We start from the raw sequence: 15,522 nt of genomic DNA on the forward strand, positions 1-15,522 counted from the left end.
AACCACGCATGAGTGCTCATTTTTTGTACAGACCTGCTAAAAGTACAAGCCACCATCCGTCAGGAGCTGAAAAGCATCGCGGGGCTAGCCCGCGATGAGAGCAGACGATCAGTGCTTGGTGATGCGATCCAGGTAACCCATGACGAATGCCGAAATGACGAAGGTCATGTGGATGATCACATACCACATCAGGTAGTCGGTGGAGATGTTCTGCGCATCCATGAACACCCGCAGCAGGTGGATCGAGGAAATGGCGACAATCGACGCGGCGACCTTCATCTTCAACGACGAGGAATCCATCTTGCCCAGCCAGTTGAGCTTTTCCTTGCTCTCGTCAATGTCCAGCTGCGAGACGAAGTTCTCGTAACCGGAGATCATCACCATTACCAGCAGGCCGCCAACCAGCGACATGTCGATCAGCGACAGGATCACCAGGATCAGGTCGGCTTCGGCGAGGGTGAAGACATTGGGCAGGACATGGATGATTTCCTGGAAGAACTTCAAGGCCAGTGCCAGCAGGCCCAGTGAGAGGCCGAAGTAGATCGGGGCGAGCAGCCAGCGCGAGGCATACATCGCGTTTTCGAGGATACGTTCCATGGACAGTAGGGGACTCGTGAGGTGACTGGAAAAGCGAGCGCGAGTATATCCAGCCACCTGTGACAGCAAAAGCCTGCGGTCAGTTGCCGCAGGCCCGATACATCCTCGATACCCTATCGCCGGCAAGCCGGCTCACACAGGTCAAGTGTGTGGCAGCTTGCGGGCAATGAGATCATTGGATCAGGTTTCGGGATGGAACTGATAATCCCCAAGGTTCCGGCAACGTTCACCATTGATCCGACGCAACTGCGCCTGCAGGTGCAGGCACCAGATCTGCGGATCTTCAGCGACCTGATAGCCATGAAGGGTAAGGCTGTCGACGATGGCGTTCATCACCGATTCGGCCACCATCGGCCCATGGAAAGGGCCCTGGGCCTTGATCGCCGAGGGTTGTTCACCGGCCATGCCGGCGGCGAACAGCAAGGTCCACATGCCATTGTCCCCGGCCAGCGGACGGATGCTGCATTCGATGCGGGTCACCAGGCCCAGGCACTGGCGGGTGAGGCTGAGGTTGCGCATGGCGGCGTCCCCTCTGTAAAGCCCTGTTCAGCCTGAAACCATCAGGCTGTTTCCATCCTGAACCCTGACAACGTCCTTAAGTTCCACTGTAGCCGAGCCGAGGCGAAAGTTGGAAAACTGGCGCTGAACGGTAGCACTTCGCCTCCAGCGCCAGTTTATTGACTTAGGCGGGCTTGGCCTGGGCGATGACCTCCTCCAGGCGCTCTTTCTCGGCTTCCTTGATTTCTTCCTCGCTGATCATTTCGGCAATCACCCGCAAGCGCTCGACCACCCGGGCGTTGACACTACCCTCGGCGAACTCGCCCTTGTCATCCATCTCACCAGCCTCCTCGCCAACCAGCAGGCTCAAGGCTTCGTCGGCCTGGCTTACGGCATAGACATGGAAGCGACCGGCCTCGACCGCCTGCACCACCCGCTCATCGAGCATCAGCGTGGCGACGTTGGCACGCGGGATGATCACCCCTTGCTCACCGGTCAGGCCACGGGCTTCGCAAAGACGGAAGAAGCCTTCGATCTTCTCGTTGACCCCACCGACCGCCTGCACCTCGCCAAACTGGTTGATCGAACCGGTAATGGCGAAACACTGCTTGAGCGGGGTGCGCGACAACGCCGAGATCAGCGTGCACGCCTCCCCCAGCGAGGCGCTGTCACCATCGACGTAGCCGTAGGATTGCTCCAACGCGATGCTCGCAGAGATCGCCAGGGGGAATTCCTGGGCATAGCGGCTGCCCAGGTAGCCGGTGAGGATCATCACACCCTTGGAGTGGATCGGCTGCCCCAGGTTGACCTCGCGCTCGATGTCGACGATGCCGCTGCCGCCCGGGTAGACGGTGGCAGAGATGCGCGCCGGCATGCCGAACGCCGAATCTCCGACCTCGAGCACGGTCAAGCCGTTGCACTTGCCGATTGCCGCGCCTTCGGTGTCGATCAGGATGATCCCGGCGAGCATGTCGTCGAGCACCCGCTGCGACACCCGTCCGGTGCGCTGGGCCTTGGCCTTGAGCGCCCGCTCGATGTGGCCGGCGTCGGTCATGCTCTCGCTGGCCAGCTGGCGGATGAAGTCGGCCTCGCTGACCAACTGGAACAGGTCGCCAATACGCGCCGACAAGCGCGACTGGTTCTCGGCCAGGCGAGCACTGTAGGTGGCCAGGCGCGCCACCGCATCGCTGGTCAGCGGCGCCATGCCTTCCTCGTTGGTGCGGGTGCGCAGCAACTGGGCGAACTGCTCCAGGTTCTCGTCGACCATGGGCATGTCTTCATCGAAGTCCACCAGCACCCGGAACATCTCCTGGAAATCCGGGTCATGGTCCTGCAGCGCGTAGTACAGCTGGCGCGAGCCGATGATCACCAGCTTGACGCTGAGCGGGATCACCTGCGGCGTCAGGCTCACGGTGGCGACACGGCCCAGTTCACCCAGCGGCGACTCCATCTTCAGTTTGCGCGACTGCAAGGCACGCTTGAGCGCGTCCCAGACAAAGGGCTCGCCGAGCATCTTCTCGGCTTCAAGAATCAGGAAGCCGCCATTGGCGCGGTGCAACGCACCGGCGCGAAGCTGGCGATAGGAGGTGTACAGCGCCCCCTGGTCGGTGCTGTATTCGATGCGACCGAACAGGTTGTCGTAGGTCGGATGCGGCTCGAACACCACCGGAGCTCCACCTTTGCCCGGGTGGCCGACCACCAGGTTGGGCGCGTACTGCTCCTCTAGCATCTTGCGCGCCACCGCGTCGGTCTTGCTGTCATCGACCAGTTGCTCGACCACGGTGCGCAGCAGGTTCAATTGCAGCGATTGCAGGTAGGCGCACACCGCGGCGTTTTCCGCGTACTTTTCCGACAGCGGCGCCAGCAGCGGCTGCAGGGCGAGGGTGATGGTCTCCTCGTTAAGCTGGCGCAACTGGTTGTTCGATTCACGTTTCCATTGCGGCAGGCTGGAGAGCTCCTCGTTCAGGCGCTCCTCGAGTTCGGCGATGTCTTCGTGGAAGCGCTCGCGCAACTCCTCAGGCAGTTGGGCGAATTCGGCTTCGTCCAGCGCCTTGCCATCGGCCATGGGGGTAAAGGCGACATTGCTGCTGTCGCGGTACAGCGCCACGTCCTTCTCCAGCGAGGCACGCTCGATCACGTCCAGCGCCCGGTCATAGCGCTGGTTGAAGGCGCGGTCGATGGCGCTCTTCTTCTGCTGGTAGGAAGGGTGCTCGAACACCGCCGGGAACGTGGCCAACAGGTTGTCGATCAGGCCGTTCATGTCGGCGAGGAACGCCTGGGCGCTGCCAGCCGGAAGTTCCAGCGCGCGTGGCTCGCGGGAGTCCTCGAAGTTGTTGACGTACAGCCAGTCGGCCGGGGTGTGCTGGCGCTTGCCCTCGGCCTTGAGGTAACGCTTGACGAAGGAGAACCGGCCCGTGCCGGGCTCGCCCATCACATACACGTTGTAACCGGGGCGCGGCATCGCCACGCCGAACTGCAGGGCCTCGACGGCACGCTCCTGGCCCAGCACACCACGAAACGGCTCCAGATCGTCGGTATTGGAAAAGGCAAACTGTTCAGCGGAGAAACGCCGGGTCAGGGCTTCTGGCGCGAGACGCAGGCGCGAGGCGACAGGATCGGGCATTGGGTTTCCTTACTTCGGCGGGGCGGATGAAAGGCATTCTGGCGCTGCCAGCGCGCAGCGGCAAGGCTCCGTGGGACTTTATGTCACAGCCCAAGCCAGGCAATCACGCAAGCAATTTTTCGCAATAAACAACGCAACCTTTGGATCGTGCCTAAACTCCAAGCTGCGCAGGGGGATGGAAATCCTCCCGCCCTGGCAACCGCGTTGCCAGAACCCTGACCATTGGTACGTCACTTGAGAAAGAGAACAACGCTATGAAACGGATTCTTCTGGGTACTCTGTTCGCCGCTGTCTCGATCAACGCCATGGCCGAAGCGCCAGGCGGCCCGAACTGCGGCTGGGGCAACCTGCTGTTCGAGGGCCAGCGCGGCACGCCGGCCCACTTCCTGGCCTCCACCACCAACGGCACCTCCGGCAACGCAACCTTCGGCATGACCTCGGGCACCAACGGCTGCTCGACCAAGGCCGCACTGACCTATGGCGGCAAATCCTGGTTCGCCATGAACGGCATGATGAACGAGCTCTCCGAAGACATGGCCCAGGGCCAGGGCGAAGCCCTGACTACCTACGCCGTGGTCCTCGGTGTGGCGCCTGAAGACCGCGCGCATTTTGCCGCCGTCACCCACGAGCACTTCCAGCAGATCTTCAGCAGCGCCGACGTGACTGCCGAGGCTGTCCACTCCAACACCCTGGCGGTGCTCAAGAGCGATCCGCAACTGGCCAAGTACGCCACCGAGGCCTGAGTACCACGCCTCCCGCCCCGGTACCGGGGCGGGTTTGGCGCTTCACCTTCGGCATCATCAGGATGTAGTTGCCCGACATGCTCAAACGCCTCGCTTCCCTGGCGCTGATTGTCAGCGCACCGCTTCATGCCACCCCACAGCTTGACCCGGCCCGCGTCCAGCAGTTGGCGGCCACGCCATACTGGATCGCCATCGGACACTACGAGACTGCCAAGCTTGGTGGTTGGCGCAGCTATGTGGACGACCCGCGCTTCTTTCTCGCCGAGGATGGCGCGCACCACCCGGATCAGGAGCTGCAGGCCACGGTCGCCGCGCTGTATGCCCCGGCCAGCCTGGGCGACAAGCACGCCCAGTGCGTGTTCCCCGCGCGGACCCGCTGGCTGCGCGAACAACTGGCCCTCACCGATCTGCCGAGCCCGGCCTGCCAGGAATTCGATACCTGGTACAAGTCGATCGACCCGCACAGCGCGGCGCTGATCTTCCCGGCGGCCTATCTCAACAGCCCGTCGTCGATGTTCGGCCATACGCTGCTGCGCATCGACCAGTCCAATACCCGGCGTGACGACACCACGCTGCTGAGCTACGCGATCAACTTCGGCGCCTACATCGAGGGCAGCGACAACAGCATCCTCTATGCCTGGAAAGGCCTGATGGGCGGCTATCCCGGGCTGTTCGCGATGATGCCCTACCAGGAAAAGCTGTCCGAGTACCGCAGCCTGGAAAACCGCGACCTGTGGGAGTACCAGCTGGACCTGACGCCCGAAGAGACCGGGCGCATGGTCGAGCATGTGTGGGAACTCAAGCAGATCAAGTTCGACTATTTCTTCTTCGACGAGAACTGCTCCTATCGTCTGCTGGAGCTGTTGCAGGTGGCACGCCCCAGCCTGGACCTGACCTCGCAGTTCCCGCTGACCGCCATCCCTACCGACACCGTGAAGGCGGTGAAACAGTCCGGGCTGGTGGCGGACGTGCGCTACCGCCCGTCCCGCGAGCGTGAACTGCTGGCCCGTGCCGAGCCGCTGGACCATGAAGAAAAGCAGCAGGTGCTGGCCATCAGCGCCGACACCGCGCAGTTGCAAAGCCCCTCTTTCACCGCCCTGCCCCGTGACCGCCAGGCGCTGGTGCAGGATGCCGCCTATCGCCTGGAACGCTACCGCGCCAATGGCCAGGAACGTGATCCGGCCCAGGCCGGCCGCAGCTATGAACTGCTCAGGGCGATCAACCGCAACCCGCCGCCGCCATTGCAGATCGAGCGGCCCGGCCTGCCGGAGGACGGCCACCAGTCGCGCACCTGGCAACTGGGGGTGGGTACCCGCGAGGACCGCGCCTACGCCGAGTATGGCCTGCGCATGGCGTACCACGACCTCAACGACAACATGGACAGTTTCCCCCTCGGCGCGCAGATCGAGATCCTGCAACTCAAGCTGCGCCAATACGAGGGCAACGACTGGCAGGTACAACGCCTGGACCTGGCCACCATCCGCTCGCTGACACCGCGCAACGAACTGCTCAAGCCCTGGTCGTGGCAGGTCGCCGGTGGCCTGGAACGCGTGCCGGGCAAGCATGACGACGAGGTGCTGGTCAGCCATGTCAACGGCGGCGCCGGCGGCACCTGGCAACTGGGTGACGACTTGCTGGGCTTTGCCCTGGGCACGGTGCGGGTCGAGCATCACAACGACTTCGCCGAATTCATCTCGCCCGCCGCCGGGTTCAACGGCGGGCTGTTGTGGCGCAACCCGCTGGGCAACCTGACGCTTGAGGCAAAGGGTGATTATTTCACCAACGGCGAAGTGCGGCGCAGCGTGAGCCTGAACCAGCAGTGGGAGATTAGCCGCGACCTGGGCTTGCGGTTGAGTGCCTCGCGACAGTTCAGCCACCTGGCCACGGCGCAGAACGAGGTGATGCTGGAGTTGAAGTGGTATCAGTACTGAGCACCTGGGCCGCTTTGCGGTCCCAGTCCCGGTGCAATCCTTCGACAGCGTTTTGACATCGTGCCAACAATTCCCGACCTAGACTTTGCGGTATCAATCCGAGGGTCCTGTGGTCATGTCGCGGTACTGGTTAGGCTTGTGCTTCTTGCTGCTGGCGGGTTGCGAAACCACCCATGAACAGATGGTCAACCAGGGCTACCCGCCCGCCTACGCCGACGGCTTTCAGGACGGTTGCAGCAGCGGTCGCCAGGCCGCCGGGCTGATGGCCGGGGACTTTCGCAAGGATGTCCCGCGCTACCTGCACAACCGCCAGTACGAAAGCGGCTGGGACGACGGCTTTCGCCAGTGCCACGCCATGCAGTCCAACGAAGACCTGCGCGAGTATCGCGAACGCTATTGGGACGAGCGTGACCGCGACTGGCAGCAAGAGAAGGATCAAGGCGCCGCACGCGCCTATCGCCGCAATTGACGTCGCAAACGGACAACTATTGAAACCCGCAGCCTGCCACCATGGTCTCCAGCACAAGGAGGCCAACCATGAGCCGAGCATTCGTCAATGAAGACCAGGCCGCCGCCCAGGCCAGCCAGCCGGTCGAGCGCCTGGTCAGCGATCAGCCCAACTACGTCACCGCCAACGGCCTGGCACAGTTGCAGCAGCGAGTGGCCGCGCTCAATGCATTGCACGCCGAGCTGCAGGCCGAGGGCGATACCGACAAGCAGCGGCTGGCCGATACCGAGCGTGACCTGCGCTATTTCACCGCCCGGGTACAGAGCGCGCAGGTGGTACCTGCTGCAACGTCCACGGAGAAAGTGCAGATCGGCAGCCTGGTGCGGTTCGTCGATGAGCATGACCAGGAGCATCAGGTGCAACTGGTGGGCGAGGATCAGGCCGATGCCGCCCAGGGATTGGTCAACTGGGGCTCGCCGCTGGGGCGGGCGCTTCTGGGGGCCGGGCCTGGAGATGAAGTGTTGTGGCGACGGCCAGCGGGGGACCAGATGATCGAGGTGCTGGCCATTCTGGGTGAGTGCTGAAATCACCGCAGCCGCTTCGCGCCCCTTTCGGCGCGAAGCGGCCCCAGGTTATCGAATCAGACCACGCCCTGGGCCAGCATCGCGTCAGCTACCTTGACGAAGCCGGCGATGTTGGCGCCCTTGACGTAGTTGATGCTGCCATCGGCCTCTTCGCCATAGTGCACGCAGGCATGGTGAATCGACTGCATGATGTGGTGCAGCTTGCTGTCCACCTCCCCGGCCGTCCACAGCAGGCGCATGGCGTTCTGCGACATCTCCAGGCCAGACACGGCCACGCCGCCGGCATTAGACGCCTTGCCCGGCGCGTACAGGATGCCGGCCTCGATGAAGATATCCACAGCCTCCAGGGTGGTCGGCATGTTGGCCCCTTCGGCTACGCAGATGCAGCCATTGCGCAACAGGGTACGGGCGTCTTCGGCGCCCAGTTCGTTCTGCGTCGCGCACGGCAGGGCGATATCGCATGCCAGGCTCCAGGGCGTCTGGCCTTTGCGGAACTCCAGACCGAACTGCTCGGCCAGCTCGCTGATGCGGCCGCGCTTGACGTTCTTCAGCTCCATCACGGCCTCCCACTGGGCGTCGGTCAGGCCGGCTTCGGCGTACAGCGTGCCTTCGGAATCGGACAGCGAGATCACCTTGCCGCCCAGGTCCATGACCTTGCGCGCCGCGTACTGGGCGACGTTACCGGAACCTGAGATCGCCACGCGGCGACCGTCGATGCGCTGGTCGCGGCGCTTGAGCATCTCTTCGGCGAAATACACGCAGCCGTAGCCGGTGGCCTCCGGGCGGATCAGGCTGCCGCCATAGGTCATGCCCTTGCCGGTCAGCACCGAAGTGAACTGGTTGGCCAGGCGCTTGTACTGGCCGAACAGGAAGCCGATCTCGCGGGCACCGACGCCGATGTCACCCGCTGGCACATCCAGGTCGGCGCCAATGTGACGGTACAGCTCGCTCATGAACGCCTGGCAGAAGCGCATCACTTCGGCGTCGCTCTTGCCCTTCGGGTCGAAGTCCGAGCCGCCTTTGCCGCCACCCATGGGCAGCGAGGTCAGCGAGTTCTTGAACACCTGCTCGAAGGCCAGGAACTTGAGCACGCCCAGGTTGACCGACGGGTGGAAGCGCAGGCCGCCCTTGTACGGGCCGATGGCGCTGCTCATCTGGATGCGGTAGCCGCGGTTGACCTGGACCTTGCCCTGGTCATCGACCCACGACACCCGGAACAGCACGGCGCGCTCGGGTTCGACCATGCGTTCGAGAATGCCTGCCTGCAGGTAGTGAGGGTTGGCTTCTAGGAAAGGCCACAGGCTGCGCAGCACCTCCTCCACGGCCTGGTGGAATTCGGGCTGGGCCGGATCGCGCTGTTGCAGTCGGGCCAGGAAATCGTCGACAGATTCGATCATGGTAGACATCTCACCAAGAGAGGGATTGTTTTTGGTTTTTTCGGGAATGTACCAAGAACCAATCGCACTGGAACAGGGCGCAATGTCGTTTTTATGAAATTAATTGGTGCGTTTTCTATAACTGTATACAAGTTTTTCACTGTACTCGTGAACGCGCACTTGCTCCCTGCTCTCCTGTAACGCAGCAACCGCGGGGCAAGCCCGCTCCCACGCCAGCCATCCCAGTGCCTGTACGCCGGGCACAAAAATGGGGCCCCTGAGGGCCCCATCGTTGTGCAGCGAAAACCGGCTTACTGGGCCAGTTTCTTGTGACGCACGCGGTGCGGCTGGGCAGCAGCGTCGCCCAGGCGCTTCTTGCGATCGGCTTCGTACTCGGTGTAGTTGCCTTCGAAGAACACCACGCTGGAGTCGTCTTCGTACGCCAGGATGTGGGTGGCCACACGGTCCAGGAACCAACGGTCGTGGGAAATCACGATGGCGGCGCCCGGGAAGTCCAGCAGGGCTTCCTCCAGCGAACGCAGGGTTTCGACGTCGAGGTCGTTGGACGGTTCGTCGAGCAGCAGGACGTTACCGCCCTCCTTCAGGGTCAGGGCCAGGTGCAGGCGGCCACGCTCACCACCGGAGAGGTCCTTGACGAACTTCTGCTGGTCGCCGCCCTTGAAGTTGAAGCGGCCGACGTAGGTACGCGACGGGATCTCGTAGCTGCCGATGCGGATCTGGTCGGAGCCGTCGGAGATCTGCTGGAACACGGTCTTGCTGCCGTCCAGGTCCTCGCGGCTCTGGTCGACGCAGGCCAGCTGCACGGTTTCACCGATCTCGATGCTGCCCGAGTCCGGCTGCTCCTTGCCCATCAGCATGCGGAACAAGGTCGATTTACCGGCACCGTTACCACCGATCACGCCAACGATGGCGCCCTTGGGCATGGCGAACGACAGGTTGTCGATCAGCACGCGATCACCGTAGCCCTTGGTGACGTTCTTGAACTCGATGACCTTGTCGCCCAGGCGCGGACCTGCCGGGATGTAGATCTCGTTGGTCTCGCTGCGCTTCTGGAACTCCTGCGACTGCATCTCTTCGAAGCGCTGCAGACGGGCCTTTGACTTGGACTGGCGGGCCTTGGCGCCTTTGCGCACCCACTCCAGTTCCTCTTTCATGGCCTTCTCGTGGGCGCTCTGCTGCTTGGATTCCTGCGCCAGACGGTCCGACTTGGCTTCCAGCCAGCCCGAATAGTTGCCTTCGTACGGGATGCCGGCGCCGCGGTCCAGCTCGAGGATCCAGCCGGCGACGTTGTCGAGGAAGTAACGGTCGTGGGTGATCGCCACCACGGTGCCGGGGAAGTCGTGCAGGAAGCGCTCCAGCCAGGCTACCGAGTCGGCGTCCAGGTGGTTGGTCGGTTCGTCCAGCAGCAGCATGTCGGGGGCCGACAGCAGCAGGCGGCACAGGGCCACGCGGCGCTTCTCGCCACCGGACAGGTGCTCGATCTTCGCCTCCCAGGCCGGCAGGCGCAGGGCATCGGCGGCGACGTCCAGCTGGCGCTCGAGGTTGTGGCCGTCGGCGGCCTGCAGGATGGCCTCGAGCTTGGCCTGTTCAGCGGCCAGCTTGTCGAAGTCGGCATCCGGGTCGGCGTAGGCGGCGTAGACCTCATCCAGGCGAGCCTGGGCGTCCTTGATCACGCTGACCGCTTCCTCGACCACTTCACGCACGGTCTTGCTCGGGTCCAGCTGCGGCTCCTGGGGCAGGTAGCCGACGTTGATGTCGGGCATCGGACGGGCTTCGCCGTCGAATTCCTTGTCGACGCCCGCCATGATCCGCAGCAGGGTCGATTTACCCGCGCCGTTCAGGCCCAGCACGCCGATCTTGGCGCCCGGGAAGAACGACAGGGAAATGTTCTTGAGAATTTCCCGCTTCGGCGGCACGACCTTGCTCAGCCGATGCATGGTGTAGACGTATTGAGCCAAAACCAAGCCCTCTATCAGATAGGTAAAGACACGCGCCCCGGCATTGGCCAGGGGATGTGATTACGGGGTCATTGAACAAAGTGGGCCATTCTACGCCAAGTCGCGGCGTTGCACAGATGAGGTAGATGGCGGGACCGCTCGGCGGCCTTCGCGGGGCAAGCCCGCGCCCACGCCGGCACGGGTGGGGCGGGCTTGGCGCGGGCTCAGACGTGCGACTGCCTGGCCTTGCCACGTGGCAGGCGGCAACGGTCCGACTGCTCGGCCAGGCGCGCGGCCCAGGCGGACTTGACGCTGAAGCCGCCACTGCGGGCAGGTTTGCCAGCCGGCTTGCTCACGGCCTTGGCAGGCGCGGCAGTGGGCTTGGCAGTGGGTTGAGCGGCAACCTGTGCGACCGGCTCGGCGGCAGCCTTGGCCGATTTGCGCAACTCGGCCAGCGACGGCGTCTTGTTGGCACTGGCGGCAGCCGCGTCCGGCTTGGCCAGCGAGCGCTGGCAGGTCTTGCAGGATACGTCCTCGGCCACGGCAGTGCTGACCAGCGTCTCACTGCTACGCCCGCAGGCGGAATCGAGGCCATTGGTGGAATAGTGGGTAACCAAAACCGTACATCTCCGATGCGTTGACTATGAAGCGGGCGGCATTCTCGCACAGGTTGCAGGGACTTGCCGAACCGGCATGACCAACTGCCGCCCGGCATCGGACATGCGGACTGGCACTTTGCCATATTTGAAGGCATGCTAGTCGGCTTCCCGCATGCGTCTTATAGTGCGCCCAGCAACCACGGCACGGGCCGTGCATGCCGCGAGAACGCAACCCCTGCCATCGTCAGCCCAATCGCAGGACCCAACGCTTGACCAATCTCACGCAACCGTCATCCCTGCGTCCTGCCGATTCCACGGCCGGCACACACCTGCGTGGCTCGCTCAAGGGGGCTTTGGCCCTGCTCGCCCTGGTTCTGCTGGGTCTGCTGCTATGGCAACTGTTCGCCCAGTTCCGCCATACCCAGGACGACCTGCGCCAGCAAAGCCTGGCCACCAGCGCCGAACTGGCCGACCACCTGAGCCTGAACATGGCGCTGAAGGCCCAGCAATCGTTGAACCTGGTCCAGCCCTACGTCAATCCTCCGGCGCCTGCCGCCCTGCCAAGCCTGCTCGCCACCTTGCAGGCCCGCCTGCCGGCCCTGCGCGACCTGGCCTGGCTTGACGCCACCGGGCAGGTGCGCAGTGACACCCTCGCTGGCTCACCCGACCGTCAGCTGATTGACGACCTGCTGCAACTGAACCAGGGCCGTGCATTTTTCTATGGCAACGATGCCGACAATCAGCGGGTCTACCTGCTGCTGCGCCAGCCGACCGAGCAAGACCGCGGCTACTGGTTGCTGCGCCTGAGCCCCGACCACTACCAGGAGCTGACCCGTCATCTTGACGGCCCCACCCATCCCTTGTGGCTGCTGGAAAACAGCCGCAGCGGCGCGGTCATCGAGCGCCATGGGGACCGGCAGACCAGCGAAGAGCCTTTGCAAAGCGTGATGCTTGCCTTCATCGACAACAGCACCTGGCAACTGCGTGGCCTGTTCGATGCCGGCCTGGCCCGCGACAGGCTGCTGCCGGCGCTGCTCGGCAAATGCGTGCTGGTGCTGTTCTGCGCACTGCTGCCGGTGCTGGCGCTGATCAACATGCGCCGCCGCCAACGCGCCTTGCAGGAAGACCGCCGGCGTTACCAGGAAATTTTCGAGGGCACCGGCGTGGCCCTGTGCGTGCTCGATCTTTCGAGCCTGCCGGGGCAGCTCGACCGCTACCACCTGCGCAACCGCGCCGCGCTCAAGCAGAGCCTGGCCCTGGACACCAAGCTGCGCCGCTCGCTGCTCACGGAGCTGAAGATCACCGAGATCAACCAGGTGGCCCGCCAACTGCTCAACGTCGACTGCCACGAAGGCGCCTGGCAGCGCCTGATCGATGGCAGTGGCGACGGCCGCGACAGTGTCGGCATGCAGTTGATCGACGCGTTGATCGAAGAGCGCCCTCAGCTCGAGCTGGAGGTGCGCCTGCCGGCCCCGCTGGGCGGCGAACTGCACTTGTGGCTGATGGCCCGCCTGCCACAGCAGCGTCGCGACTACCAGGCAGTGATCCTGAGCATCAGCGACATCACCAGCCGCAAGCAGGTGGAGCTGTCGCTGCTCGAACGCGAGGGCTTCTGGTCGGACGTGGTACGCACCGTGCCCGACCAACTCTACGTGCAGGACGTTGACAGCCAGCGGATGATCTTCAGCAACCGCCACCTTGGCCAGACCCTGGGTTACGACCGCGCGGAACTGGCGCAGATGGGCGACCGCTTCTGGGAGATGCTCCTGCATCCCGGCGACGCCGAGCACTACCGCGACCTGCGCCAGCAGCAGCGTGACACCGGCTACGGCCAGTCACTGCACTGCCAGCTGCGCTTCCGCCACCGCGATGGCGGCTGGCGTTGCTACGACATCCGCGAGCAGGTGCTGACCCGCGACAGTGAAGGCCTGGTCACGCGCATCATCGGCGTGGGCAAGGATGTCACCGTGCAGATCGAGGCCAGCGAGTCCCTGCGCGACAGCGAACAGCGCTACCGCATGCTCGCCGAGAGCATCAGCGACGTGATCTTCTCCACCGACAGCCAGTTGCAGCTCAACTATGTCAGCCCTTCGGTGCAGGCGGTGCTTGGCTACCAGGCCGACTGGATCTTCGCCAACGGCTGGCAGTCGATCATTGCCAACCCGGCCCAGCTCAGCGGTGTCTACAACCTGCTCGAGCGCGTCAGCCAGGTGCTGGACGACAGCACGCAATTGGCCCAGTTACGCAGCACCCTGCCCACGCAGTTGTTCCTGTTCGACTGCCTGCGCGCCGACGGCCGCAAGATCCCCATCGAGCTGCGCCTGGTGCTGGTGTGGGACGAACACGAGCGCTTCGAGGGGGTGCTCGGCGTGGGCCGCGACATCAGCCAGCAACGCCGGGCCGAAAAAGACCTGCGCATGGCCGCGACCGTGTTCGAGCACTCCACCTCGGCGATCCTCATCACCGACCCGGCCGGCTATATCGTCCAGGCTAACGAAGCGTTCACCCGCGTCAGCGGCTATGCCGTGGCCGAGGTGCTCGACCAGCTCCCCGGCATGCTCACCGTCGAGCAGCAACAGAACGCCCAGCAAGGCTACGTGCTCAAGCAACTGAGCCAGCGCGGCAGCTGGGAAGGCGAGGTCTGGCTGAAGCGGCGCAACGGCGAGCACTATCCGGCGTGGGTAGGCATCACTGCGGTGCTCGACGATGAAGGCGACCTGGCCAGCTATGTGTGCTTCTTCACCGACATCAGCGAACGCAAGGCCAGCGAGCAGCGCATCCACCGCCTGGCCTACTACGACGCCCTCACCCACCTGCCCAACCGCACGTTGTTCCAGGACCGCCTGTACACGGCCCTGCAACAGGCCGAGCGGCAGAAGGCCTGGGTAGTGCTGATGTTCCTCGACCTCGACCGCTTCAAGCCGATCAACGACTCCCTTGGCCATGCGGCGGGCGATCGCATGCTCAAGGACATGGCCGAGCGCCTGCTGGCCTGCGTCGACGACGACGACACCGTGGCGCGCATGGGCGGCGACGAATTCACCCTGCTGCTGCAGCCCAAGGCCAGCCGCGAGCAGGCGCTCAACCGCGCCATCCATGTCGCCGAGCACATCCTCGACGGGCTGGTCACTCCGTTCGTCCTGGAAAACCGCGAATTCTTCGTCACCGCCAGTATCGGCATCGCCCTGAGCCCCCAGGATGGCAGCGAGCTCAGCCAGCTGATGAAGAACGCCGACACGGCCATGTACCACGCCAAGGAGCGCGGCAAGAACAACTTCCAGTTCTACCAGGCGGACATGAACGCCAGCGCCCTGGAGCGCCTGGAGCTGGAGAGCGACCTGCGCCATGCCCTGGAGCAGAACGAGTTCATCCTCTATTACCAGCCGCAGTTCAGCGGCGACGGCAAACGCCTGACCGGTGCCGAGGCGCTGCTGCGCTGGCGTCACCCAACCCGCGGCCTGGTGCCGCCGGGCGACTTCATCCCGGTGATCGAGGAACTGGGCCTGGTGGTCGACGTCGGTGACTGGGTGCTGCGCGAGGCCTCCCGCCAGCTCAAGGCCTGGCACCAGCAGAAAGTGCGGGTACCCAAGGTGTCGGTGAACATTTCCGCCCGGCAGTTCTCCGACGGCCAGCTGGGCACGCGCATCGCCACCATCCTCGATGAAACCGGGCTGCCGCCGGCGTGCCTGGAGCTGGAACTGACCGAAAGTATCCTGATGCGCGAGGTCAACGAGGCCATGCAGATCCTCGACAGCCTGAAGAACCTGGGCCTGAGCATCGCGGTCGACGACTTCGGCACCGGCTACTCGTCGCTCAACTACCTCAAGCAGTTCCCCATCGACGTACTGAAGATCGACCGTACCTTCGTTGATGGCCTGCCCGAAGGCGAGCAGGACGCGCAGATCGCCCGGGCGATCATTGCCATGGCCCACAGCCTCAATCTTGCGGTAATCGCCGAAGGGGTTGAGACCCACGAGCAGCTGGAGTTTCTGCGCGAGCACGGTTGCGACGAGGTGCAGGGCTATCTGTTCGGCCGGCCGATGCCGGCCAACCAGTTCGAGGCACAGTTCAGCAACGAGACGTTGTTCATGTTCCAGTAGTCGCTGCGCGGCCCCTTCGCCCCCACGCAGGCCTCTTAAGAGCCTGGAAAAAACCGGACCTAGAA

At 63.9% G+C, this 15,522-nt stretch carries 10 protein-coding genes and 1 pseudogene; 5 read left to right on the forward strand and 6 right to left on the reverse strand.

Features of this window, described 5'->3' with window-relative positions:
- Nucleotides 1-108: 108 nt before the first annotated feature.
- The 3 genes from AC3WL2_RS20060 to AC3WL2_RS20070 all read right to left on the reverse strand — a co-directional run bounded on the left by AC3WL2_RS20060 (nucleotide 109) and on the right by AC3WL2_RS20070 (nucleotide 3,718).
- Nucleotides 109-597 (reverse strand): TIGR00645 family protein, encoded by a 489-nt coding sequence (locus AC3WL2_RS20060; protein ID WP_023631146.1) that lies wholly within the window; start codon nucleotides 595-597, stop codon nucleotides 109-111.
- A 180-nt stretch (nucleotides 598-777) separates the two neighbouring features.
- Nucleotides 778-1,116: a PA4575 family protein gene (locus AC3WL2_RS20065; protein ID WP_023631147.1), complete on the reverse strand. Its 339-nt coding sequence runs from the start codon at nucleotides 1,114-1,116 to the stop codon at nucleotides 778-780.
- A gap of 163 nt (nucleotides 1,117-1,279) precedes the next feature.
- On the reverse strand, nucleotides 1,280-3,718 hold the full coding sequence (locus AC3WL2_RS20070; RefSeq protein ID WP_102683864.1) for a Lon protease family protein: 2,439 nt from the start codon (nucleotides 3,716-3,718) through the stop codon (nucleotides 1,280-1,282).
- A 254-nt stretch (nucleotides 3,719-3,972) separates the two neighbouring features.
- Here AC3WL2_RS20070 and AC3WL2_RS20075 point away from each other — a divergent pair, with 254 nt between their 5' ends.
- From AC3WL2_RS20075 to AC3WL2_RS20090, 4 genes are all read left to right on the forward strand, one after another.
- The gene (locus AC3WL2_RS20075; protein ID WP_102683865.1) at nucleotides 3,973-4,461 is read left to right on the forward strand and encodes a DUF3015 domain-containing protein; all 489 of its coding nucleotides are present in this window, start codon (nucleotides 3,973-3,975) and stop codon (nucleotides 4,459-4,461) included.
- Between the two features lie 77 nt (nucleotides 4,462-4,538).
- On the forward strand, nucleotides 4,539-6,392 hold the full coding sequence (locus AC3WL2_RS20080) for an Lnb N-terminal periplasmic domain-containing protein (protein WP_102683866.1): 1,854 nt from the start codon (nucleotides 4,539-4,541) through the stop codon (nucleotides 6,390-6,392).
- A 115-nt stretch (nucleotides 6,393-6,507) separates the two neighbouring features.
- Nucleotides 6,508-6,861, forward strand: a complete 354-nt coding sequence (locus tag AC3WL2_RS20085; protein ID WP_102683867.1) for a hypothetical protein — start codon at nucleotides 6,508-6,510, stop codon at nucleotides 6,859-6,861.
- A 68-nt stretch (nucleotides 6,862-6,929) separates the two neighbouring features.
- On the forward strand, nucleotides 6,930-7,424 hold the full coding sequence (locus AC3WL2_RS20090) for a GreA/GreB family elongation factor (protein ID WP_102683868.1): 495 nt from the start codon (nucleotides 6,930-6,932) through the stop codon (nucleotides 7,422-7,424).
- Between the two features lie 56 nt (nucleotides 7,425-7,480).
- On the opposite strand, the gene gdhA is transcribed toward AC3WL2_RS20090, so the two are convergent.
- The 3 genes from gdhA to AC3WL2_RS20105 all read right to left on the reverse strand — a co-directional run bounded on the left by gdhA (nucleotide 7,481) and on the right by AC3WL2_RS20105 (nucleotide 11,375).
- Nucleotides 7,481-8,821 carry an NADP-specific glutamate dehydrogenase gene (gene gdhA, locus AC3WL2_RS20095; RefSeq protein WP_102683869.1) on the reverse strand — a complete coding sequence of 447 codons (1,341 nt, stop codon included), beginning with the start codon at nucleotides 8,819-8,821 and terminating at the stop codon, nucleotides 7,481-7,483.
- A 290-nt stretch (nucleotides 8,822-9,111) separates the two neighbouring features.
- Complete coding sequence (gene ettA / locus AC3WL2_RS20100; protein ID WP_038707327.1) at nucleotides 9,112-10,779, reverse strand: energy-dependent translational throttle protein EttA; 1,668 nt, start codon at nucleotides 10,777-10,779, stop codon at nucleotides 9,112-9,114.
- 203 nt (nucleotides 10,780-10,982) lie between these two features.
- Nucleotides 10,983-11,375, reverse strand: a complete 393-nt coding sequence (locus AC3WL2_RS20105) for a hypothetical protein (RefSeq protein WP_102683870.1) — start codon at nucleotides 11,373-11,375, stop codon at nucleotides 10,983-10,985.
- Between the two features lie 950 nt (nucleotides 11,376-12,325).
- Between AC3WL2_RS20105 and AC3WL2_RS20110 the strand changes: the two are divergent.
- Nucleotides 12,326-15,457 (forward strand): annotated as a pseudogene (locus AC3WL2_RS20110) (sensor domain-containing protein); the annotation flags it as partial.
- Nucleotides 15,458-15,522: the final 65 nt, after the last annotated feature.

It is taken from the genome of Pseudomonas sp. FW305-96 (assembly GCF_058783825.1).

Coding starts and splice junctions, on each gene's coding strand:
- gdhA (WP_102683869.1), bottom strand. CDS start 8,821: ATGATCGAATCTGTCGACGATTTCCTGGCCCGACTGCAACAGCGCGAT.
- AC3WL2_RS20080 (WP_102683866.1), top strand. CDS start 4,539: ATGCTCAAACGCCTCGCTTCCCTGGCGCTGATTGTCAGCGCACCGCTT.
- AC3WL2_RS20085 (WP_102683867.1), top strand. CDS start 6,508: ATGTCGCGGTACTGGTTAGGCTTGTGCTTCTTGCTGCTGGCGGGTTGC.
- AC3WL2_RS20065 (WP_023631147.1), bottom strand. CDS start 1,116: ATGCGCAACCTCAGCCTCACCCGCCAGTGCCTGGGCCTGGTGACCCGC.
- AC3WL2_RS20075 (WP_102683865.1), top strand. CDS start 3,973: ATGAAACGGATTCTTCTGGGTACTCTGTTCGCCGCTGTCTCGATCAAC.
- AC3WL2_RS20070 (WP_102683864.1), bottom strand. CDS start 3,718: ATGCCCGATCCTGTCGCCTCGCGCCTGCGTCTCGCGCCAGAAGCCCTG.
- AC3WL2_RS20060 (WP_023631146.1), bottom strand. CDS start 597: ATGGAACGTATCCTCGAAAACGCGATGTATGCCTCGCGCTGGCTGCTC.
- AC3WL2_RS20090 (WP_102683868.1), top strand. CDS start 6,930: ATGAGCCGAGCATTCGTCAATGAAGACCAGGCCGCCGCCCAGGCCAGC.